The sequence below is a fragment of the Streptomyces sp. NBC_00310 genome (genome assembly GCF_036208085.1).
GTDB lineage: Bacteria > Actinomycetota > Actinomycetes > Streptomycetales > Streptomycetaceae > Streptomyces.
Map to the genome: position 1 here is coordinate 3,605,410 of NZ_CP130714.1, position 20,631 is coordinate 3,626,040.

At 73.2% G+C, this 20,631-nt stretch carries 17 protein-coding genes; 13 read left to right on the forward strand and 4 right to left on the reverse strand.

What is annotated here, in order from left to right:
• Complete coding sequence (locus OG202_RS15830) at window positions 1–153, reverse strand: hypothetical protein (RefSeq protein ID WP_326583043.1); 153 nt, start codon at window positions 151–153, stop codon at window positions 1–3.
• Between the two features lie 372 nt (window positions 154–525).
• Here OG202_RS15830 and OG202_RS15835 point away from each other — a divergent pair, with 372 nt between their 5' ends.
• The 12 genes from OG202_RS15835 (at window position 526) to OG202_RS15890 (ending at window position 14,736) form a co-directional block, all read left to right on the forward strand.
• A complete protein-coding gene (locus OG202_RS15835) occupies window positions 526–1,503 on the forward strand; it encodes a DUF3068 domain-containing protein (protein WP_328222951.1) in 978 nt (325 codons plus the stop codon).
• A gap of 260 nt (window positions 1,504–1,763) precedes the next feature.
• Window positions 1,764–2,915, forward strand: a complete 1,152-nt coding sequence (locus tag OG202_RS15840) for a glycosyltransferase family 4 protein (protein WP_326583041.1) — start codon at window positions 1,764–1,766, stop codon at window positions 2,913–2,915.
• Between the two features lie 122 nt (window positions 2,916–3,037).
• A complete protein-coding gene (locus tag OG202_RS15845; RefSeq protein WP_327729893.1) occupies window positions 3,038–3,766 on the forward strand; it encodes a class I SAM-dependent methyltransferase in 729 nt (242 codons plus the stop codon).
• Window positions 3,763–8,229, forward strand: a complete 4,467-nt coding sequence (locus OG202_RS15850; RefSeq protein WP_328222952.1) for an alpha-(1->3)-arabinofuranosyltransferase — start codon at window positions 3,763–3,765, stop codon at window positions 8,227–8,229. The genes OG202_RS15845 and OG202_RS15850 overlap by 4 nt, the downstream gene beginning before the upstream one ends.
• A complete protein-coding gene (locus OG202_RS15855; protein WP_328222953.1) occupies window positions 8,226–9,683 on the forward strand; it encodes a condensation protein in 1,458 nt (485 codons plus the stop codon). Before OG202_RS15850 ends, OG202_RS15855 begins: the two co-directional genes overlap by 4 nt.
• A complete protein-coding gene (locus tag OG202_RS15860) occupies window positions 9,683–10,453 on the forward strand; it encodes a class I SAM-dependent methyltransferase (RefSeq protein ID WP_328222954.1) in 771 nt (256 codons plus the stop codon). The genes OG202_RS15855 and OG202_RS15860 overlap by 1 nt, the downstream gene beginning before the upstream one ends.
• 15 nt (window positions 10,454–10,468) lie before the next feature.
• A complete protein-coding gene (locus OG202_RS15865) occupies window positions 10,469–11,386 on the forward strand; it encodes a hypothetical protein (RefSeq protein WP_327732268.1) in 918 nt (305 codons plus the stop codon).
• A complete protein-coding gene (locus tag OG202_RS15870) occupies window positions 11,383–11,649 on the forward strand; it encodes a Trm112 family protein (RefSeq protein ID WP_327729889.1) in 267 nt (88 codons plus the stop codon). The genes OG202_RS15865 and OG202_RS15870 overlap by 4 nt, the downstream gene beginning before the upstream one ends.
• Window positions 11,646–12,485, forward strand: coding sequence for an FkbM family methyltransferase (locus tag OG202_RS15875; RefSeq protein WP_328222955.1), 840 nt, complete (start codon window positions 11,646–11,648; stop codon window positions 12,483–12,485). The genes OG202_RS15870 and OG202_RS15875 overlap by 4 nt, the downstream gene beginning before the upstream one ends.
• Window positions 12,445–13,053 carry a hypothetical protein gene (locus tag OG202_RS15880; RefSeq protein WP_405961364.1) on the forward strand — a complete coding sequence of 203 codons (609 nt, stop codon included), beginning with the start codon at window positions 12,445–12,447 and terminating at the stop codon, window positions 13,051–13,053. The genes OG202_RS15875 and OG202_RS15880 overlap by 41 nt, the downstream gene beginning before the upstream one ends.
• Before the next feature lie 232 nt (window positions 13,054–13,285).
• Window positions 13,286–14,200: an MEDS domain-containing protein gene (locus tag OG202_RS15885; RefSeq protein WP_327729887.1), complete on the forward strand. Its 915-nt coding sequence runs from the start codon at window positions 13,286–13,288 to the stop codon at window positions 14,198–14,200.
• A complete protein-coding gene (locus tag OG202_RS15890; protein ID WP_328222958.1) occupies window positions 14,197–14,736 on the forward strand; it encodes an ATP-binding protein in 540 nt (179 codons plus the stop codon). Before OG202_RS15885 ends, OG202_RS15890 begins: the two co-directional genes overlap by 4 nt.
• Here the strand turns inward: OG202_RS15890 and OG202_RS15895 are convergent.
• From OG202_RS15895 to OG202_RS15905, 3 genes are all read right to left on the reverse strand, one after another.
• On the reverse strand, window positions 14,697–17,189 hold the full coding sequence (locus OG202_RS15895; RefSeq protein WP_328222959.1) for a LuxR C-terminal-related transcriptional regulator: 2,493 nt from the start codon (window positions 17,187–17,189) through the stop codon (window positions 14,697–14,699). The two genes, OG202_RS15890 and OG202_RS15895, sit on opposite strands and share 40 nt — an antisense overlap.
• A 118-nt stretch (window positions 17,190–17,307) precedes the next feature.
• Window positions 17,308–18,195, reverse strand: a complete 888-nt coding sequence (locus tag OG202_RS15900; RefSeq protein ID WP_328222960.1) for an ATP-grasp domain-containing protein — start codon at window positions 18,193–18,195, stop codon at window positions 17,308–17,310.
• 123 nt (window positions 18,196–18,318) lie between these two features.
• Window positions 18,319–19,155: a DUF3152 domain-containing protein gene (locus tag OG202_RS15905; protein ID WP_328508202.1), complete on the reverse strand. Its 837-nt coding sequence runs from the start codon at window positions 19,153–19,155 to the stop codon at window positions 18,319–18,321.
• Window positions 19,156–19,530: 375 nt separating this feature from the next.
• On the opposite strand from OG202_RS15905, the gene OG202_RS15910 reads away from it, so the two are divergent.
• Complete coding sequence (locus OG202_RS15910) at window positions 19,531–20,610, forward strand: MerR family transcriptional regulator (protein ID WP_328222961.1); 1,080 nt, start codon at window positions 19,531–19,533, stop codon at window positions 20,608–20,610.
• Window positions 20,611–20,631: the final 21 nt, after the last annotated feature.

The window sequence follows — 20,631 nt, forward strand, 5'->3', positions numbered from 1 at the left end:
TCAGCGCTCCTGACCGGCGTTCTCGTACGTGATGAGCGGGGTGTTCGGCTGGTCCGGGGTCGCGTCGAGCAGCGCGACGATGCCGAGCGCGGCCCCCACGGCGAGGGCGGCGGCGGCCACCATGGTCAGCACGGCGGCGAGCAGTCTGGACATCGCAGGGTCAGCCTCTCGGTCGACAGGTCGTCCCCACCCAGGGCACCCCGCACCACAACACTCGGGCCCAGTGTCAGCAATGCATTGACACTGCGTCAAGACTCCGCCTACGGTTCCCGGCCCGAGGGGGTGCCGTCTGGGCCGGCGCGGCGTCGCGTCGCCTGGCACGCGCGCTCGCCGCGTTGCCGGAAGGCCCAAGTGGCTCCGCCACGAGGGCCTTCCGGCGCCTTGCGATCGCACGCACCAGACGCCGCTCCTTTTTCCGCGCCGGCCCAGACGGCACCCCCTCGTCACGCGCACATTCCCCTCTGGCGCCGCCTTTGCCGCGCGCCTACCCGAGTCGCACCTCCCAACGCCCCCTGGAGTGCCCGGATGCGCCGTACCGCCTCACCGTTCTCCCTGGTCCTGCTCGGTCTCGGGACCTTTCTGCTGGTTCTCGCGCCACTGCTGGCCTGGTACGTCGAGCCACGGGCCGCGGTGAATCCGATCGACATCGACACGACCGCCGTCTACACCGGCACGGGCAGCGTCTTCGACGTGGAGCAGGTGAAGACCGTGCCGGACCAGGAGATCACCGTGACCCAGCGGGTACGCGGCGATGTGGCCGAAAGTGAACGCAGCGGGGCCGCGGTGTGGGACGTGATCACCTCGGTCGACACCGAGAAGTCGCTGCCGGCGGCCGACCCGCACGACGCGCTGGACTTCTCCCCGCACCGCTGGGTCAGCGACCGTAAGACCAACCGTCCGGTGCACTGCTGCGACGAGAAGCCGTACATCGAGGGCGAGGCGTACCTGAAGTTCCCCTTCGACGTGCAGGAACGCTCCTACCGCTGGTGGGACAACACGCTCGGCGCGACGGTGACGCTCCACTACGAGGGCCGCAAGAAGATCCAGGGCTATGAGGGGCTGCGCTTCACGGCGAAGGTTCCGGCCACCAGGACCGGTACCCGGATGGTCCCCGGCGCCCTCGTCGACGAGCCGGACCGGCCGCAGGTGCTCGCCGAGGAGTGGTACGCCAACCACGGTCTCGAACTGGTCGTCGACCAGAGCACGGGACGCGTGCTCTACGCGCAGACCGGGCCCCGCCGGACCCTGCGGGCGCCCGGCGGCGACGAGGACGCGGCGGTGCTGCTCGACAGCCGGAAGCTCGCGTTCACCTCGGCGACGCAGAAGTTCGCGGTGGACCAGGCGGAGAAGGACAGCGGACTGCTGCGACTGGTGGGGCGGACGGTGCCGATCGGTACCGCCGTGCTCGGTTTCGTCCTCGCCGCGACGGGTGCCGTTTTGGTCGTGCGCGGCAGGCGGCGCCCCGATACGCCCGAGTCGTCCCAGGCCCCGATCACGATGTGACAGGTCGTCAGTTGAATAAACCCCGGAAATTGTCACGCCGGTGAGTAGCAGCTTCGAACCGCTGGGCGAAAACTGTCCACCCCACCTGAGCACAGCCCACCCACACCCCACCCACAAGCGACTCCCCCACATCCCCCAGCACCTCCGAGGAACGAGAGACCCGCACAACCCACCCGGACCCCCCTCCCACCGGAACATCCCCCACAGCGAACGTCCTTCTCCCCGCTGAGTTCCGCACCCCGAGACGAGTTGGAGCACCCATGCCCCAGCACGTGCCGTTCTCGCTGGTCGAGGTGTATCCGCGCCTGGACCAGCACCGGCCGGCAGGCCCCCCACAGCCGCGCCGGATCGTCTTTCTCGCCCGCCGCGATCTCGGCAATCCGGCGGCGGGGGGCTCCGAGCTCCTCGTCGACCGGCTCGCCGACGGACTGACCAAACTCGGCCACCAGGTCACCCTGCTGTGCGGGGGCCCGGCGGCCTACCGCGACTACCGGGTCGTGTCGGCCGGCGGCGACCTGAGCCACCATCTGCGCGCCAAGTCGGCCTTCGCCCGTCAGGTCGGCGACTGCGACCTCCTCGTCGAGGTCTGCAACGGCATGCCCTACCTCGCGCCGCTCTGGCATCACGGTCCGACGATGTGCCTGGTCAACCATGTGCACACGGATCTGTGGCAGCTGCGGTTCGGCGGCCCCCTGGCGCCGGCCGCGCGGCTCGGCCGAAGACTCGAACACTGGTCGCTGACGGCCGCGCAGCGCCGGAACCTGCTGGTCGCCGTGTCCTCGTCCACGGCCACCGCGCTCCGCTCGATCGGTGTCGAGCGGGAGCGGATACGGGTCGTGCACAACGGGGTCGAGGAGCCCGGGCCGCGCACCGAGCGGTCGCCCGAGCCGCTGTTCGTGGCCGTGGGCCGACTGGTCGAGTACAAGCGGATCGATCTGCTGCTGCGGCTGTGGGAGCGGGTTCGCCCGGTCACGGGCGGGCGGCTGGTGATCGTCGGTGACGGGCCCGAGCGGTCGCGGCTGGAAGCGATGGCCGGCCCCGGTGTGGAGTTCGCCGGGCATGTCTCCGAGCAGGAGAAGCACCGGCTGCTGTGTGCGGCCTGGCTGCTGCTTCATCCCTCCGCGGTGGAGGGGTGGGGGCTGGTCGTCACGGAGGCCGCCGTCCGGGAGACCCCGTCGGTCGCCTTCGATGTGCCCGGTCTGCGGGATTCCGTCGTGGACGGGGAGACCGGGGTGCTGGCCCGGGGGGAGTCCTCCTTCGCCGCGGCGTGGTGTGCGCTGGCGGTGTCGACCGATCGGCGGGTGCTGATGGGGAAGGCCGCGCGGGAGCGGGCCGCGCGGTATCGCTGGGAGCGGACGGTGCGGCAGTTTCGGGCGGTGGCTGCGGAGGCTGTGCGGGGTTGGACGCCTTGAGCGCCAAACGGGGTGCCTCGTCCGGCCGTTGGCGACTGCGGGATCGTGGTGGCTGGTCGCTCCCCCATCGCGGCGGAGCCACTCATGTCACGGCCCCGCGCCCCTTGGGGGGACCGGCGGCCATGAAGGATCCCTCTTTTCGGCGGTCCCTCACCCTCTTCCGGGCCTTCATGCGGGAGCAGGACGATCCCGAGTACTGCTACGCGCTGCTGGCCCGCGATGCCGTCGATCAGGTCGAGGCGTACGGCGGCGGGCCCGTCGACGGGCTGACCGTCGTCGATGTCGGCGGCGGGAGCGGGTACTTCACCGAGGAGTTCCGGCGGCGGGGTGCGCAGGCGTATCTCTTCGAGCCGGACCTGCGGGAGTTGGGGGCGAAGCCGCCGGACGGGGCCGTCGTCGCCGACGGGTACCTCCTCCCCCTGGCCGACGGGGTCGCCGACGTCACCTTCACCTCCAACGTGTTGGAGCACGTCGCCGATCCGCCGACGTTCATCAGTGAGCTCGTACGGGTGACGCGGCCCGGCGGGCTGATCTATGTGTCGTTCACGAACTGGCTGTCCCCGTGGGGCGGGCACGAGTGGGCACCCTGGCACTACCTGGGGGCGGAGCGGGCGCGGGCCCGCTATCGGCGCCGTACCGGGAAGGACGCCAAGCACACGCTCGGCGAGAACCTCTTCGCCGTGCACATCGGACGCACTCTGCGGCAGGTGCGCGGCCGGGACGACGTGACGGTCGTGTCGGCGCGCTCCCGCTACTGGCCGTTTCTCGCGGAGACCGTCGTGAAGGCGCCGGGGCTCCGTGAGTTCGCCACCTGGAACCTCCTCCTCATTCTCCGGCGGTGTCCACCATGACGAGCACGGTCCAGGCTCCACCTCCCGCGCCGGTACGGCCGGCGGGCACGACCGAGGGACCTCCCGAGGGCCCTCGGTCGCGGCGCTGGCTGCTGGGGTTCTGGGCCGTGGTGTTCGTTCTGCTGGTCGCCGCGCAACCGGGGCGGCAGACCTTCGACACCAAGCTCGGGGTCACCACCGATCCCTGGCAGTTCGTCTCCGATCTCGGTCAGCTGTGGCACGACCGGGGCGGGTTCGGCGGCATCCAGGACCAGTACGTCGGCTATCTGTGGCCGATGCTGCCGTACTACGGGCTGACCGATCTGGTCGGGCTGCCGGTGTGGCTCGCGGAGCGGCTGTGGCTGTCGCTGATCGTGTCGGTGGCCTTCTGGGGTGCGCTGCGACTGGCTGAGCGGTTGGGGGTCGGGAGCTCCGCGTCGCGTCTGTTGGCCGCCTCCGCCTATGCGTTGTGGCCCGTGTTCACCACCGTCGTCGGGTCGACCTCGGCCGCCGCGCTGCCGGGGGCCTTCCTGCCGTGGGTGCTGCTGCCGCTCACGAACGAGCGGTACAGCGCGCGGGTGGCGGCCCTGCGGTCGGCGCTCGTCATTCCGTTCATGGGCGGGGTCAACGCGGCCGCGACTCTGGCCTCGTTGCTGCCCGTCGGGCTGTATCTGCTCACCCGGACGCCGGGGGCCCGGCAGCGCCGGCTGATCGCCTGGTGGGTGCCCGGGGTGATCCTGGCGACCGCGTGGTGGGTGATCCCGCTGCTGCTGCTCGGTTTCCACGGGGAGAACTTCCTTCCCTACGTGGAGAGTTCGCAGACCACGACGGCCACGATGTCCGCCACCGAGGCACTGCGCGGCGCCGGGAACTGGGTGGCGTACCTGAACTTCGGTGAGGCCTGGCTGCCGGCCGGCTGGTCCGTCGCCGCCTCCGTGCTCGTGATCCTGTCGTCGGCGTGTGCGGCGGGGCTGGGGCTGGCCGGGCTCGCGCGGCGGGACATGCCCGAGCGGCGGTGGCTGGTGCTGACCGTGCTGGTCGTCGCGCTGATCACGCTCGCCGGGTACGGCGGGGTGTTCGGGGCGCCCTTCCACGGGGTGGTCCAGGACTGGCTGAACGGAGGGCTCGCGCCCTTCCGCAACATCTACAAGTTCCAGACCGGACTGGCTCTCGCGCTCGTCCTGGGGCTGGCACATCTGGTGGGGGTGGCCGCGCAGGCGCACGGGGCCCGCCGGGTGCGGGGCCGGCGGTTCGCGCCGCTGATCGCCGCCGTGCTCGTCGTTCCCGGGCTGCTGTGGCCGTACCTCAACGGGTCGGTCCTGCAACCGGGTTCGTACCAGGAGCTGCCCAAGTACTGGCAGGCGACGGCGGACTGGCTGGAGAAGTACTCCCCCGATTCACGGGCGCTGGTCGTGCCGGCCACCGCGCACGGCATCCACACCTGGGGCACCACCGTCGACCAGCCCCTCGACGTGCTCGCCGAGTCCCGCTGGGCGCAACGCGACTACGTGCCCTTCGGCACCGCCGGCAACCGGCGCGCCATGGACGCCGTCGAGCAGGCGCTGCTGACGGGCGGCGAAGTGCCGGGGCTCGGCGACTACTTGAGCCGGGCAGGTCTGTACTACGTCGTCGTACGCAACGACCTGGACCCCGACCAGATCGGCTCGGTGCCGACGACGACCGTGAAGCGGACCCTGGAGCAGTCCGGGTACGAACGGGTGACGGGACTCGGGCCGGTGATGACCGGCAGGCGGATCGCCGAGGGCACCCCGCTCCAGGTCGAGGGGCTGTACGCGCGGCAGCGGGCGGTGGAGATCTACCGTCCGGCCGAGGACGTGCCGCGCCCCGGGCAGGCCGGGCTGAAGGCCATCGCGGACACGGCCGTCGTCTCCGGCGGTCCCGAGTCGCTGCTGCCGCTGGCCGCCGACCCGGAGCTGCGCGACCGTGCCACCGTGCTGACCGGCGACAACCACCCCGGTCTCGGCACCCCGGCCGTGCAGGTGGTGGGCGACGGGCTGCGCCGCGCGGACACCCGGTTCGGCCTGGTCAACGCCAACACGTCGTACACGTATACGGCGAACGAGCGGAACCCGAGCGGGAGCGTGCAGAACCCCGGTGAGCAGCCGAAACAGATCCTGCCGGTGTCGGGCCTCGACCATCAGACGGTGGCCGAGCTGCGCGGCGCCACGTCGGTGACCGCGTCGACCAGCGGCAACTGGCTGTTCCATCTGCCGCAGTACGACCCGGTGAACGCCTTCGACGGCGACCGGGACACCGCCTGGGCGGAGGGCGCGGCCGGGTCGGCGGACGGGGAGTGGCTGCGGATCGACTTCGACGGCAGTCAGGACCTACCGGAGACGTTCGAGGTCACGCCGTTGCCGCAGGACGGGGTGCGGTCCGCGCCGACGCGGATCAAGGTGGAGACCGAGCGCGGCTCACGCTCCACGAACCTGCAGGCCGACGGCTCCACCCAGACGGTCAACGCCCGTCCCGGTGAGACGAGTTGGCTGAAGATCACGATCCTCGACTCGGCGGAGCGGCACACCGGTCTGGTCGGCGCGGGCTTCTCCGAGATCGACATCCCCGGGGTCAAGGTCACCCGGATGCTGCGGCTGCCGACCGACGCGAAGGAGTCCGACGCCTCCGCCGAGGTGGTCTCGCTCCAGCGGGCCGCCGACCCGACCGGCCTCTCCCCCACGGGCACGGAACCCGGGCTGCACCGCACCTTCGCCACCACCACGGCGGGCACGTACGAGGTGAAGGCGACGGCCGTCCCCGTGCCGGGCGAGGAGCTGGACAGGCTGCTGTACGAGGTGGCTCCCGAGCAGCAGACCAGGATCACGGCGACCGCCGAATCCACGGCCTCCCTCGGGGCCGGGCTCTCGCCGCGCAACCTCACCGACGGCGACCTGACCACGGCGTGGATCGCGGGCGACGACCCGACGATCCATCTCAGCTGGAAGGACAGGTGGCCGGTCGGCTCGCTCGTCCTGGCCCCAGCGGGCGGCCTCTCGACCCGTCCGACGCAGGTCGAGATCAGCTCCCCGGACGGCGCGGTCATCGCCGGTGTCGACGAGAACGGCTGGGTCCGCTTCGACCCGATCAACACCGACCAGCTCGACGTCACCGTCACCGAGACGGCGCCCCTGACCGTGCACAACCCCGTCGCCGACGACGACCTGCAACTCCCGGTCGGCCTCACGGAGGCGTACATCCCGGCTCTCGACCAGTACCGCACCCCACAGCCCGCCCCGACCCGGGACTTCGAGCTCCCGTGCGGCAAGGGCCCGGTGGTCGAGGTCGACGGGACGCTGTACGACACGAGCGCGCGGGGGACGGTGCGGGACCTGGTGGAGCGCCGGTCGATCGATCTGACGCTCTGCCAGAACGACCGCGCCGACGCGAAGGTGGAGCTCGGCGCGGCCGACCGGCACACCGTCGAGTCCGACGACTCGGGCGCCCTGGCCGTCTCCACCGTCACCCTCACCCGGGGCCCGGTCGCCGAACCGGCCGCCACTGGACGGGACTTGGGGATACGGGACTGGCTCGGCGACCGACGCGCGGTCACCGTCGGCGACGGCGCGGCCTCCTACCTGACGACGTACGAGAACTACAACGACGGCTGGAAGGCCACCCTGAACGGCCGCGAGCTCACCCCCGTGCGGCTCGACGGCTGGCAGCAGGGCTGGCGCATCCCGGGCGGCGCGGGCGGCACGGTCAACCTGTCGTACGAACCGTCCGTCACGTACGAGGCCGGGCTGATCGGCGCCGGTGTGGGCCTCGTGGCCCTGATCGGGCTGGCTCTCCGGCGTCGCCAGGAGCCCAACCCCGACGAGCCGCAGCCCACCCCGCCGGGCCCCGGGCTCTGGCTCGGCACGGTCGCCCTCACCCTCGTGGGCGTGGTCATCGCCGGCTTCTTCGCCCTTCTCGTCCCGCTCCTGGCCCTCCTCGCCTGGAAACGGCACACCCTGCTGGTACCGATCGCCTTCCTCGCCCTGGCCGGCGCGGGCATCGCCGCCGCGTTCGGAGCGGGTGAGCCGGTGGCCGCGGACGAGGGCGCGTTCGGGCATGTGGCCCAACTCCTGGCGCTGATCGGTCTGTTCGCGGCGCTGGTGAGTGTGGGCGTGGACGCGCGGTCCACGCCCGGGCGGCCCGGCTCGACGCGGCGGTTCGAGGTGCCGCCGGGGGCGCAGGCGCCGACGGAGCCGCTTCCGCGGCGCAGGCGGACGGACAAGCCGCTGAACGGTGGGCCGGGCGGGCCAGGAGGGTCCGCGGGAGGTGGCGGGTCCGTGGCGAGTCCGACCATCTCGGCGCGCGGGCCGGGCTCCGCGCAGGGGGAACCGGACACCCCGACCCGGCGGATTCCGTTCACCAAGCCGAAGTTCAGGGCGACACCGCCGGAGGACGACGGCCGTCCGGGGAACGGCGGGACGGGGAACGGCGGCACGGGAAACGGCGGGACGGGTAAGGGGGACCCGGTATGACGGCGCTGGACCACCCCGCACGGGACGAGGCCGCCCACGGGCCCGTCCGCATCCCCTTCCCAGTGGTCGACGAGGTGTCCCGGCACTGCCTCCAGGAGGAGGAACCGGAGACCGTCCACATCGAGGTCCACCTCCCCGGCCGCCTCGACCCCGACCGCCTCCGCACCGCCTTCACCGCCGCCCTCCGCACCCACCCCCGCATCCTCATGCGGGAGGCGCCGGGGCGGTGGTACCGCCGCCGCTACGAGTGGGAGCTGACGGAGGAGCCCGAGGTCGAGGTGGTGGCCTTCCTGCCGGCGGGCCCGCACGCGCTGCGGGACGCGCGGACGAGGGCCCTGATGGAGGCCCCTCCGCTGACGCTGTCGCCGCCGATCCGCCTGGAGGTGGTGGAGGGAGCGGGACCGGCGGTGGGAAGCGAGGCGTGCGACGACGTGGGCCATGCGGTCGGGCGCCCGGGGGCGAGGTCGACCGGGGAGATGCTCCGCGGCTCCGCGGTACGAGGTGCCTCCGCGCCCGCAGCTACGACGGCTGCCCCTCCCACCGGCACCGTCCTCTTCCTCACCATCAACCACACCGCCCTCGACGGCCCCGCCTGCCTCCGCATCCTGGCCACCGCGGCGCAGCTGTACGGCGGCGAGGACAACGCCCCCACGGCCCCACCCGTCCGCACCGCCCCCACCCCGGACGAACCGACACCACCCGAGACGGAACCCCCCTCCAACTGGGCCCGCCCCGCCCGAGTGGCCCCCGGCACCCCCGAGCCCTCCCCCGGCAACGGCCTGCTCGTCACCGACCTCCCCGTCCCCCGCCGCCCGAAGTCCGCGCCGTACACCGTGAACGACCAGCTCATGGTCGCCACGGCCCTGATGCTCGCCCACTGGAACCGGGAACACGGCGCCCACCCCCGCCCCCTCCGCATCACCATGCCCGTGGACGACCGTCCGAGGGACTCGGAGATGCCGATAGGCAACGGCACCCGTCTGGTCGAAGTCCCCTTCTCTCCGGCCGAGTTGAACCCGTCCCACACCCCCCTGCCCACCCTCCTCCACCGCACGGCGGACCGCACCCGCGCCCTGAAGTCCCTCCAGCGCCCCCAACTGGGCCACGGGGCATCCCTGTTGACGGCGCCGGTGGTCCCCGTCTCCTGGCGCGCGGCCCTCACCCGGGGCCTGCGCAGAGCCGCCGCCCCCTGGACCTCGACCACCCTGCTCAGCAACATCGGCCGCATCCCGTACGCGCTGGACTTCGGCGAGGGAGCCGGCCGCGCGCACGCCGTGTGGTTCTCGGCCCCCGCCCGTATGCCCCGCGGCCTCACCGTCACGACCGCCTCCACCGCGGGCCGCCTCCACCTGGCCCTGCGCTGGTCCCGTGCCCTGCTCGGCCACGGCGACGGCGCCCACCTCCGCGACCTCTTCGAGCACTATCTGCACGCGACGGAAGAGGACACCGAGTAATGCCACGAGCACTGCCGACCACCTCGCCCGCCCCGTCCCCGGCCCAGGCTCCGCGCAGGGGACTTCGGGACTTCTACGAGGACCCGTCCGTCCCCGTCGCCTCCGGCACCCCCCGCAGCCTCGCCCAGGCCCGCATGCTGGCGGCCGCCCTGGGCCCGGCGGCCACCGGCGGCCCCCGCACCATCCTCGACATCGGCTGCGGCGACGGCACGGCGGCGGCCACCGCCGCCCCCCTCCTCGCCGGCCACCGCCTCATCGGCGTCGACTGGTCCCAGGACGCCCTCCGACGCGCCCGCACCCGCGTCCCGTACGCGATCCGCGGCGAACTGGCCGACGGCGGGCTGCCGTTCAGGTCGGAGTCGGCCGACGCCGTCCTGTTCAGCGAGGTCATCGAGCACCTGGTCGACCCGGACGCGGCCCTCGACGAGATCCGCCGCGTCCTGCGCCCCGGCGGTCATCTGATGCTGTCGACACCCAATCTCGCCGCCTGGTACAACCGCGCCCTGCTGCTCGCGGGCGTCCAGCCGGTGTTCTCGGAGGTGAGCCTGCGCGGCATCCACGGCCGCCCCGGGACGGAGGTCGTCGGCCATCTCCGGCTCTACACCGCCCGCGCGCTGCGGGAGTTCGTGGCCGCGTCCGGCTTCGAGGTCGTACGGCTGCGCGGGGCGCCCTTCCACGGCGTACCGCGCCCGCTGCGTCCGCTGGACCGGCTGGCCTGCGCGGCCCCGTCGGCCGCGTCGATCCTGCTGCTGCACGCACGGAGGACGTAGCCGATGTGGTGGGGAGTGGCCGCGGCCCTGTTGGCGAACGCGCTGTACAGCACCGGATTCGTCCTGGAGAAACGGGCCCTCACCGCGATGCCGCAGGTGACGGTCCGGGAGCCGGTGAAGCTGCTGCGGCAGGTCGTCGGCAGCCCGCTGTGGATCGCGGGATCGCTGTCGCTGGCCGCCGGGTTCGCCGCACAGCTGGCCGTGTACCGCACGCTGCCGATCGCCGCCGCCCAGGGCATCTTCGTCTCGGGACTGGTCCTGCTGGTCCTGCTCTCGGCCCGGCTGCTCGGCGAGGAGACCACGGGCCGGGAGCGGTACGCCCTCGGGGCCATCCTCGCCGCGCTGCTGATGGTGGTGCTGTCGCTGGACGAGGGCACCGACACGGTCAGCCGCGGGGCGCCGTACGCGCTGGTCCTGACGATCTGCCTGCCCGCGCTGGCGGCGGGGGTGGGGCTGTACCGGTCCGCCGAGCGGCGCGCCCGGCACCGGCACCGGCTGCCGACCACGGGCGTCGAGTACGGCGTGGCCGTGGGCCTGCTGTACGGCGTCAGCTCGCTCGCGATCAAGGGCGTGTCGAGCTATCTGACCACCGGCGGTCCCGGCGACGCGGTGGTCGGCCTGCTGCGCTCCCCGTACCCGTATCTCCTGCTCTTCACCGGCGCGTTCGGTCTGGTGATGTCACAGGCCGCGCTGCAGCGCTGCCGGGCCTCGCTGATCGTGCCGGTCTGTACGACGGTGACCTGTCTGTTCACGGCGGTGCTCGGCACGCTGTCGTTCGGCGAGTCGCTGCCCGACGATCCCCTGCGGCTGACGCTGCGCCTGTCGGGCACGGTGCTGGCGGTCGCCGTACTGCTGAGTATGCCCAAGCACGACAGTCCAGCGCCGCCCGCGCCCCAACCTGCCTCACCGGCCAAGGAGTTGACCCCTCCATGAACCCCGACGACCCGTTGCTCCAGATCCTGGCGTGCCCGCTGGACAAGGGGCCGCTGCACCTGGTGGTCCACGAGGAGGAACAGCGGCCCGACACGACCACCGCCACCACCGCCCCGGCGTCGGAGTCGCTCTACAACCCCCGGCTGCACCGCCGTTACCCGATCGTCGACGGCATTCCGCAGCTGCTGCCGTCGTCGGGCGAGCAGGTGACGGAGGACGAACACGAGAGGCTCTCCGCACTCCTGAGGGGAATGGGTTCATGACCACGCTCGCCGCCCGGCTCGCGCCGCTCCTCCCGGACCGGCTGATCGCCGCGACCGCCCGGCTCGTCTACCCGCGCTTCGAACCGGAGCTCGCCCGGCTCGACGAGCTGTGCCCGCCGCAGTGCGGTACGGCGGTGGACGTCGGCGGCTGGTACGGCCCCTGGACGCGCCGGCTGGCGGGGCGGGCCGGGCGGGTGGTGACCGTCGAGCCGGTGCCCCGGCTGGCGCGGCTGCTCACCTCGGCGGCCCCCGCCAACGTCCGCGTCGTCCAGGCCGCCGCGTCGGACCACCCGGGCACGGCCCGCCTCTGGCTGCCGCCCGGCGACGACGGCGAACGGGGGGTGTCGTCCCTGGTCCGCCGGGACATCCACGCCCGCGCGCTCGACGTCCGCTGCGTCACCCTCGACGGCCTCGGCCTCACGGACGTCGGATTCGTCAAGATCGACGTCGACGGCAACGAACTGGCCGTCCTGCGCGGCGCGTCCGGCCTCCTCGTCCGCGACCGCCCGGCCCTCTTCGTCGAACTGGAGTCCCGTATCCAGCCGATCACCCCGGTCGTCGAGCTCCTCGCCGGCCTCGGCTACGCCGGCTGGGTCCTCCCCGCCGGTACCTGGCTCCCGCTCGACCCGGCCGCCCTGGAGGCCCACCAGGCGCGTACGGCGTACATGGCGTCCAAGGGGCTGCTCCGCCGCGTCCTGCCGTTCGCCGGGCCCCGGTACGTCAACTCGGTGCTGTTCCTGCCGGACGGGCGCCGCCCGGGTGGGCGAGCCCCCGCCTCCGGCGCCGTACGTCACGATGGACCCCATGTCCTCCGCGAAGCGCCCCGGTCCCGATAGGCCCTCCGGTCCGTTCACCCCGCTCGACTTCCAGCTCGTGCTGCTGCGCCGTATGGCCGACCACAACCCGGAGCTCGTCGAGGACGCCCGCCGTGAGCTGGGCGTCTCGATCGCTCAGATGCGCGAGGCGAACCGGCGGTGGCAGGCGATGGTGCGGTCGCCCCGGGGACGGGGGTCGGCGTCCCGGTACCGGTCGGTCCTGGGGGCGCCGGAATCGGTCACGGCGCGGAGGATCGGCGACCTGGACTGCGAGGCGTGGCTGTGGCCGGTCCCGTTGTGGGCCGACCTCCGGTTCGAGGTGCTGCTCGCGCCGAACGGGGCCGTGTGGAACGAGTGGCTCGTGCGGGCGCCGGGGGCCGCGGGTCCTGAGCCGCGCGCTCTCGAGGACCTGACGCCGTGGTCCTGCACGGTGGACGAGGTGGCGCGGGCCTTCGAACCGGCGCGGCCGCTGGAGGGGACGGCGCCCACGCGGTGGGGGCTGCGGTTCGTCGCGCCCGACGGGCAAGGGGTGCGGCGGGAGTGCGTCGCGGAGTTCACGTGGGGGCTGTTGCAGAGAGTCGCCCTGTAGCTCCCCGCGCACCGCTCCCCGCTCCCCGCACCCCGCACCCCGCACCCCGCACCCCGCACCCCGGAGAACCACCTGGTCGTACCCCGTCAGGTCACGCACGCTTTCGATCAGCCTTTTCCTCCATCGCTCGCAAGAGCGGCTTAAGCGGAAGATTGGCGGTCATCCGGCCGTTGGGGGCGCCGCTGGGCCTACTGTCCGTGCAGAGTTTTGATCCTCACGGGAAGGCAGTCCCATGACGACCCAGCACCCCGCGGAGCGAGCCGTGCCGGTCGAGCGGCTGCGGCTGGGGGATCACGCGTGCATGGGGCCGGAGGGCGTGGAGGGGGAGTCGCCGTGGAAGGTGTTCACGGCGTTCACCCGGACGAGCCTGGCGCGCGGGGAGAAGGTCCTGCTGGTCATGGACCCGGACGACCTGAGCGACGACGAGGTGGTCGCGCTGCTGGACCGGGGCAGCGGACAGGTCGTGGCGGCGCGGGCCGACGGTCAGCTGTCGCTGAAGCGGAACACCGAGATCTACGTGCCCGACGGCCGCTTCCAGGAGCAGCGCACGATCGACACGTACGCCTCCGAGGTCGACCGCGCCCGTGACGAGGGCTGGGCGGGGCTGCGGGTCACCGCCGACATGAGCTGGGCTCCCCGCACGCACCTCGGCCACGACCGGCTGCTCGACTACGAGGCGTCCGTGGCACCGCTGTTCGCGGACCCCCTGTTCACCGCGATCTGCTGGTACGACCGCCGACGGTTCGACGACGACCTGACGGCCGCCGTCGGCAAGGTCCACCCTCTGCGGGTCATGGAACGTCTCGACTCCCTGGAGGCCACCGGGACCCCGGACGGCGGGCGGCTGGCCGGCACCGCCGAGCTGAGCACGCGGACCGAGTTCGTCGAGGCCCTGCGCGAGGCGCTGGAACACCGTGACGACTCCGGGCCCAGCCACTTCGTCCTCGACCTCCGTGACCTGTGCTTCATGGAGGCCCACTGCGCCTGGCAGCTGATCAGCCTCGCCGCGTCGCTCCCGGCCGGCAGCGAGGTCACCGTGCGCTGCGGCGAACTGCTGGGGCTGGTGCTGGGGCAGCTGGGCGCCGGCGAGGTGCCCCAGCTGGTGGTCAGCGTGGAGGGAGACGAGGACGGGGAGGACGCCGGGTGAGCGAGGGCCTGGTGCTGCGGATGGAGTTCGACGGGCCCGAACTCCCCCTGGTGCGCGCGCTGGTCGAGGAGGCCGCGCTGCGGGCCCGGCTCGCCACCGCCGTCAAAGGCGCTGTCGTCCAGGCCGCGTTGGAGATCTGCACGAACGCCCTGCCCCGTGGGGATGGGTCGGGAGCCATCGAACTACGGCTGATGGAGGGCGAGTTGCGCTGCGAGGTGACGGCCGTCGGGCCGACTGCGGCGGGGCGGCCCACCCCCGCGGCCGGGCGGCCCGATCCCAGGGCGGGGTCGTCCGATCCCAGGGCGGGGTCGTCCGATCCCAGCGCGGGGTCGTCCGATCCCAGCGCGGGGTCGTCCGAGGGGCACGGGATACGTCTCGCCGAGTCGCTGATCGCCGGCCTCGGCACCCCCGGCCGGACCGGCGTCCACAGCGTCCCCCGGGGCACCACGGTCACGCTGTCCGTCCCTCTGCCGGCCTCGGGGTGTACGCCCCCCGGCTACAGCCCCGCCCGCGCGCTGAACCAGGCCGCCACCTGACTGCGGTTGTGGAAGCCCAGCTTCACGAGGATGCGTTCGACATGACCCTCGGCGGTGCGACGGGCGATGACGAGGTGGTCGGCGATCTGCTTGTTGGTGCGGCCCTGGGCGACGAGGGCCGCGACCTGGAGTTCACGCCGGGTGAGCGGGACCGGATCGGAGGCGGCGACGGGGGCGGGGGCGGGGTGCGCCGCCGGACTCGGCGCGCGGGCCGGGCTCCCGGCCGGGACGGAGCCTTCCTGTGTGCCGGAGGGGGGATTCCGGCGTACGGCGGGCGCCTCAGCGGTACGGGCACCGGAGGCCGAGCCGTCCCGTCGGCCCTCCGTCCTCGGCGTGGCACCCGAGCCCTCCCTCCGCCCGCCCGTACGCGCGCCGGAAGCCGAACCCTCCACCGGCTCGCCCAGGGCGTAGGCCACCGCCTGCTCCGGAGTCATCCGGCCGCCTCGGCGGTGGGCCAGGACGTAGGCGTGGTCGCCGAGGGCGCGGCGGGCGTGGTGTTCGGCGGCGCGGGGGCGGCCGTGCCGGAGGGCGTCCATGGGGTTGCCGCCGATGTCGTGCCAGATGCGGTCGACGGCGCCGCGCAGGACGCCGGCCCGCTCGGCGTCGCCCGCCAGGGCCTCGGCGGCGGCGAGCAGGTCGAGGGTGCGGGCGAGGCTCTGGTGCTGCCGCACGGTGTACGGCAGCCGCAGACAGGCGCGGGCGTGCTCGGCGGCACGGTCGTACTCCCCGGCCGACCAGTGCGCGAGGGCGAGGGTGCGCAGCGCCCAGGAGCGGGCCCACTGTTCACCGTGGGCCTCGCAGAGCGCGACGGCCTCGGCGCACAGCGGAATCGCCTCCGCCGCGCGACCCCGGCTGACGAGCGTGCAGGCGAGTTCGACGCGGGTGAGGACGACGAAGGCGGTGCAGGCGCGGGCCCGGCCGGAGCCGAGAGCGCCGGCCGGCACGGGCGGGGGCGCGGGCACCGGGAGCTCCTCGTCGGCGGCGGCAGCGGTCCGTGCCGGGTCGAGGCCGGCCAGGACGGCGGCGGAGCGGCTGTGGACCAGCGAGGTCAGGGCACCCGCCCACATCGCGCGGGTCAGCGTCTCGTCCGGCCGGGCCCCGGCCCGCAGGGCGCCGTCCATCCAGTGTCGGCCCTCGCCCCAGATACCGCCCGCGACCCAGTGGAACCAGAGGCCGGCGGCGAGCCGCAGCCCGTGCTGGGCCTCGCCGGGGGTGGTGAGGCAGAAGTCCAGGGCGGCCCGGAAGTTGTCCTGGTCGATCCGCAGCCGTTCGGTGATCTCCGCCTGGTCGGGGCCGAACCAGGCCTGCTCGTACTCGGCGCCGAGGCGCGCGAAGTGGTCGCGGTGCCGCCGCCGGGTGTCGGTCGCCTCACCCAGGTCGTGCAGCTTCTCCAGCCCGTAGTCGCGCAGGGAGACCAGCAGCCGGTAGCGCACCTGGCCGGCGTGTTCCTCCCGGACGAGCACCGACTTGTCGACGAGCCCGGCGACGGCGTCCAGGACGGTGCACGGGTCGACCTTCCCCCCGGCGCGGGCGGCTTCGGCGGCGCAGACCGCCTCGGCCGCGGCCAGGTCGAAGCCGCCGACGAAGACCGACAGCCAGGCCCACACCAACTGCTCCTGCGGGGTGCACAGTTCGTAGCTCCAGTCGACGGCGGAGCGCAGGGTGCGGTGGCGGGGGGCGGAGGTCGGGCTGCCGCAGGTGAGGAGCTGATAGCGGTCGTCGAGGCGTTCGACGAGCTGGTCCACACCGAGGGCGCGCACCCGGACCGCCGCCAGCTCGATGGCGAGCGGCAGTCCGTCGAGGCGGCGGCAGAGGCGGGCCACGGCCTGCTGGTTCGCCTCGCCGACGGTGAAGCCGGGGACCACGGCCGCCGCCCGGTCTGCGAACAGCCGCAGCGCGGGGAAGGACTCGACCGCCGACGGGGTAAGCTCCTCCGGCGCGGGCGCGGGCAGCGGCGGCACCTCGAAGAGCTGTTCCCCGGCCAGACCGAGCCGGTGCCTGCTGGTGGCGAGGATCCGTACGCCCTCGGTGGCCGCCAGTACGGTCCCGGCGAGGACGGCGCAACTGCGCAGCAGATGCTCGCAGTTGTCGAGCACGATCAGTAAGCTCCGCTCGCGCAGGTGGTCGACGAGGATCTCCAGCGGGGGCCGTACGGTCTCGTTGCGCACGCCCAGCGCGTCGTTGACGGCGTGCGGGACGAACGCCTCGTCGCGCAGCGCGGCCAGCGGGACGAGCCACACGCCGTCCGGGAACGCCCGTGCGACCTGTCCCGCCACATGTCCGGCGAGCCGGGTCTTGCCCACCCCGCCGGGTCCCGTCAGCGTCAGCAGTCTGCCCGCCGACAACAACCGTCTGACATCGGCCGCCTCGTCCCGTCGCCCCACGAAGCTCGTCAGCTCCGCCGGGAAACCGGAAGTGCGCCGCGGCTCCGATCCGCCCACGATGCTGGTCACGCCCTCAGTTGTGGTTCCCGTACGCGCTGTTGTAACCGCGAAGGGTAGGCAGCGGGCACGGGCGGGACGCGCGCTTCGTGGATTTCCCGCCTCTTCGGGTGAGGGCGGCCTTGCGGAGTCAGCCGGTGGCCGCCGCCAGGACCGCCTCGACCACGCGGGGCAGCGAATCCGGGTGCAGCCACAGGAAGAGGTTGGGCTCGACGAGCTCCAGCTCCATCACGCACGGCCGCCCGTCCTCCCCGGTGACGAGGTCGACGCGCGCGTACAGCAGCTCGGGCCGCTCGGGTACGGCAGTCAACGCCCGCTCGGCGACGGCGAGTTCGGCCTCGGTCGGGGTCCAGGGCTCCAGGTCCGGGTGGGCGATCTTGTCGGCGTCGTACGCCGTGCCGGGCGCGAGCACCGCACCCTTGCGGCTGGCGTGCAGCAGGCGGCCGCCGAAGAACTGCAGGGCGCGCTCGCCGTCGGTGTCGATGCTCGTCACGAACGGCTGCACCATCGCGGTGAGCCCGTCGGCGTGCATCCGCTCGACGTGCCGTACGGCGGTCTCCCGCTGGTCGGGGGTGTACCGGGCGGCGAACCGGGCGCCCGCGCCGGAGGTGGGCTTCACGACGTACTCGTGCGCCTCGGGGAGCTTCACGGGGTCGCCCGGCGCGAGATAGGCCGTCGGGACCACGGGCACCCCGGCCCGGGCGAGATCCCCGATGTACCGCTTGTCGGTGTTCCAGCGCACGACCCCGGCCGGGTTGGCGAGCCGGGTGGCCTCGCCGACCTTCCGCGCCCAGGCCACGAACTCGGCCGCGCGCCAGCTGTAGTCCCAGGTGGAGCGGATGACGACGAGGTCGTAACCGGCCCAGTCGGCCGCCGGGTCGTCCCAGTGCACGGCCGCCGCGTCGGCCCCGGCCTCCCCCAGCGCCCGCACCAGCACCGGCAGATCCCGGTCGTGGTTCGTCCTGGGCCCGGGATCGTAGGTGGCGACGGCTATCCGGGGGGCGGCTGTGCGGGCCACGGAGGCTCCATTCTCGTACGTCTGCGGCGGCCCCCCGGGAGGTGCCCGGAGGGCCGGTCTCGGGCGCAGGCTAACAACCTCGGAGGCCGGGGGGAGAAGTGGGATTCCGCGGGGTGCTCCCGCTCACGGCACGGACGGTCCCGTGACGGGGCGGCCCTCGCTGTCGTACGGCCAGACGTTGGGGACACAGCCGTTCATGCCCTTGATCTGCTGCATCATCGCCGGGGCGGGCTCGCCCTCGCCGGGGCAGCCGACGTGGCCGTGGCCGAGGAAGTGGCCGACCTCGTGGTTGATGATCAGGGCGCGGTAGGCCTTGACGTCCTTGGCGTAGACGGGGGTGGCCTGTTCCCAGCGTTCGAGGTTGACCATGACGTTGTCGCCGACGTTGCAGTTGTACTCGCCGCCGGTGTTCAGCCCGCCCGCGCCGCAGATGTCGTCGACGGTGCCGGGGGTCGCGACCTTGACGACGAAGTCGGTGCGGCCGCCGGAGACCCGCTGGAAGGCCGAGTCGCCGTCCGCGGTCCAGCCGCGCGGGTCGGCGAGGATGCCCTCCACCTCCTCGGCGACGTCGGCGGTGGACAGTGACAGGCCCTTCTCGACGTCGACCCGATAGCGCAGGGGCGCGCCCTTGCCCACCTTGCCGCTGCCGCCGGAGGCCGTGGTGAACGTGCCCGGCCCGGTCCTGGGGATGGTGACCGGCGAACCGCTGGGGGACGACGACCCCGACTCACCCGGAGACGAACTGGGCGAGGAGGAGGGGCTACGGGAAGCACCGGTGCCGGCACCGGGACTCTGACCGGGGCTGGGGCTGGACGAACGCCGGGACCGCTCGGGCGAGGGCTCGGCGGACGCGCCGGACCCCGCCCCGCCGGCTAACTCCTCCGTGCCGCCGGTCGTCCAGCACACCGCCGCGAATCCGGCGACACCGAGGGCCGCGACGACCCCGAGCCCGCCCCACAGAGGCCCCTTCCCCCATCGTGCGGGGCCCTTCCTCCGCCGCCCTGACTTCTTGCCCGAGTTCTTGCCCGCGCTCTTGGCCGATCCCTGCGCTGCGGTGTGCGCCGAGCCGCTTCGACGGCGGCGGGTGCGCGTGCGGGTGCTGCTGGTGCGGGTGCGTGGAGGTGTTGCGTTGTGGGCGGTCATGTTCCTTCAGAGTGTGATCGGTATGTGATCGGATCTGGTCGAGTCGATCACGAAACGATAACGAGTGATCGGCATGGCTCCGCACCACCGCTTGACCTTCCCCTTCGGTGAAGCCCCAGCATCGATCGCGGAACGAGGAACGGCCAGGAACAGCCAGGAGCGGCCAGGACCGACGGGGAGTCAGGGAGAGCCATGAAGATGCTGACGATCGGGGCCTTCGCGAAGGCGTGCCGGCTGTCACCGAAGGCACTGCGGCTCTACGACGAGCTGGATCTGCTCCGGCCCGCCCGGGTCGACCCGGACACCGGATACCGCTACTACGCCGTCGAACAGCTGGAGCGGGCGCGGCTGGTGGCCTGGCTGCGCCGGCTCGGCATGCCGCTGGCCCGGATCCGTACGGTGTGCGCGCTGGAGCCGGGCCCGGCGGCCCGGGAGATCCGGGCCTACTGGGCCGGGGTCGAGGCCGAGACGGCCACCCGACGCGACCTGGCGGCCTTCCTCGTGGACCACCTCACCCACACATGCGAGGAGAACACAACGATGCTGGAACTCCGTTACGCCGCCCTCTCCGACACCGGCCTGGTCCGCGCCGCCAACCAGGACACCGCCTACGCCGGCACCCGCGTCCTCGCCGTCGCCGACGGCTTCGGCCCGGCCGGGGCCCCCGCGAGCACGGCCGCCGTGGAGGCACTGAAGACCCTGGACCGCGACACGCTCCCGGCGGGCAGCGTGCTGAACCTGCTGGAGGACGCCGTACGGGGCGCGACCGCCGCCGTACGGGACGTCGCGGGAACCGGGGAGGACGGCACGACCCTGACCGCGATGCTCTGGACCGGCTCCCAGCTCGCCCTCGTCCACATCGGCGACTCCCGCGCGTATCTGCTGCGCGGCGGCGAACTGTTCCGGATCACCCACGACCACACCGTCGTCCAGTCGATGATCGACGAGGGCCGCCTGACCCCCGAGGAGGCGACGACCCACCCCCAACCCGCCCTGCTTCTGCGGGCGTTGAGCAGCGACACGGCCATCTCCACCCCCGACCTGCGCCTGCACGACGCCCACCCCGGCGACCGCTACCTGCTCTGCTCCGACGGCCTCTCCTCGGTCGTCCCCGCCCCGGCCATCCAGCACACCCTGGCCTCGATCGCCGACCCCGAGTCGGCCGTACGCGCCCTCGTCACCGAGGCGAACGAGGCGGGCGGCCCGGACAACGTGAGCTGTGTGGTGGCGGACGTGGTGCGGAAGGAGACGGCGGAGCACGGGGCGCGCTGAGCCCTGAGCCCTGAGCCCTGA

Excerpts from the sequence above, each read along its gene's own strand:
- OG202_RS15830 (WP_326583043.1), bottom strand. The coding sequence starts at position 153 with ATGTCCAGACTGCTCGCCGCCGTGCTGACCATGGTGGCCGCCGCCGCC.
- OG202_RS15835 (WP_328222951.1), top strand. The coding sequence starts at position 526 with ATGCGCCGTACCGCCTCACCGTTCTCCCTGGTCCTGCTCGGTCTCGGG.
- OG202_RS15840 (WP_326583041.1), top strand. The coding sequence starts at position 1,764 with ATGCCCCAGCACGTGCCGTTCTCGCTGGTCGAGGTGTATCCGCGCCTG.
- OG202_RS15845 (WP_327729893.1), top strand. The coding sequence starts at position 3,038 with ATGAAGGATCCCTCTTTTCGGCGGTCCCTCACCCTCTTCCGGGCCTTC.
- OG202_RS15850 (WP_328222952.1), top strand. The coding sequence starts at position 3,763 with ATGACGAGCACGGTCCAGGCTCCACCTCCCGCGCCGGTACGGCCGGCG.
- OG202_RS15855 (WP_328222953.1), top strand. The coding sequence starts at position 8,226 with ATGACGGCGCTGGACCACCCCGCACGGGACGAGGCCGCCCACGGGCCC.
- OG202_RS15860 (WP_328222954.1), top strand. The coding sequence starts at position 9,683 with ATGCCACGAGCACTGCCGACCACCTCGCCCGCCCCGTCCCCGGCCCAG.
- OG202_RS15870 (WP_327729889.1), top strand. The coding sequence starts at position 11,383 with ATGAACCCCGACGACCCGTTGCTCCAGATCCTGGCGTGCCCGCTGGAC.
- OG202_RS15875 (WP_328222955.1), top strand. The coding sequence starts at position 11,646 with ATGACCACGCTCGCCGCCCGGCTCGCGCCGCTCCTCCCGGACCGGCTG.
- OG202_RS15880 (WP_405961364.1), top strand. The coding sequence starts at position 12,445 with ATGGACCCCATGTCCTCCGCGAAGCGCCCCGGTCCCGATAGGCCCTCC.
- OG202_RS15885 (WP_327729887.1), top strand. The coding sequence starts at position 13,286 with ATGACGACCCAGCACCCCGCGGAGCGAGCCGTGCCGGTCGAGCGGCTG.
- OG202_RS15910 (WP_328222961.1), top strand. The coding sequence starts at position 19,531 with ATGAAGATGCTGACGATCGGGGCCTTCGCGAAGGCGTGCCGGCTGTCA.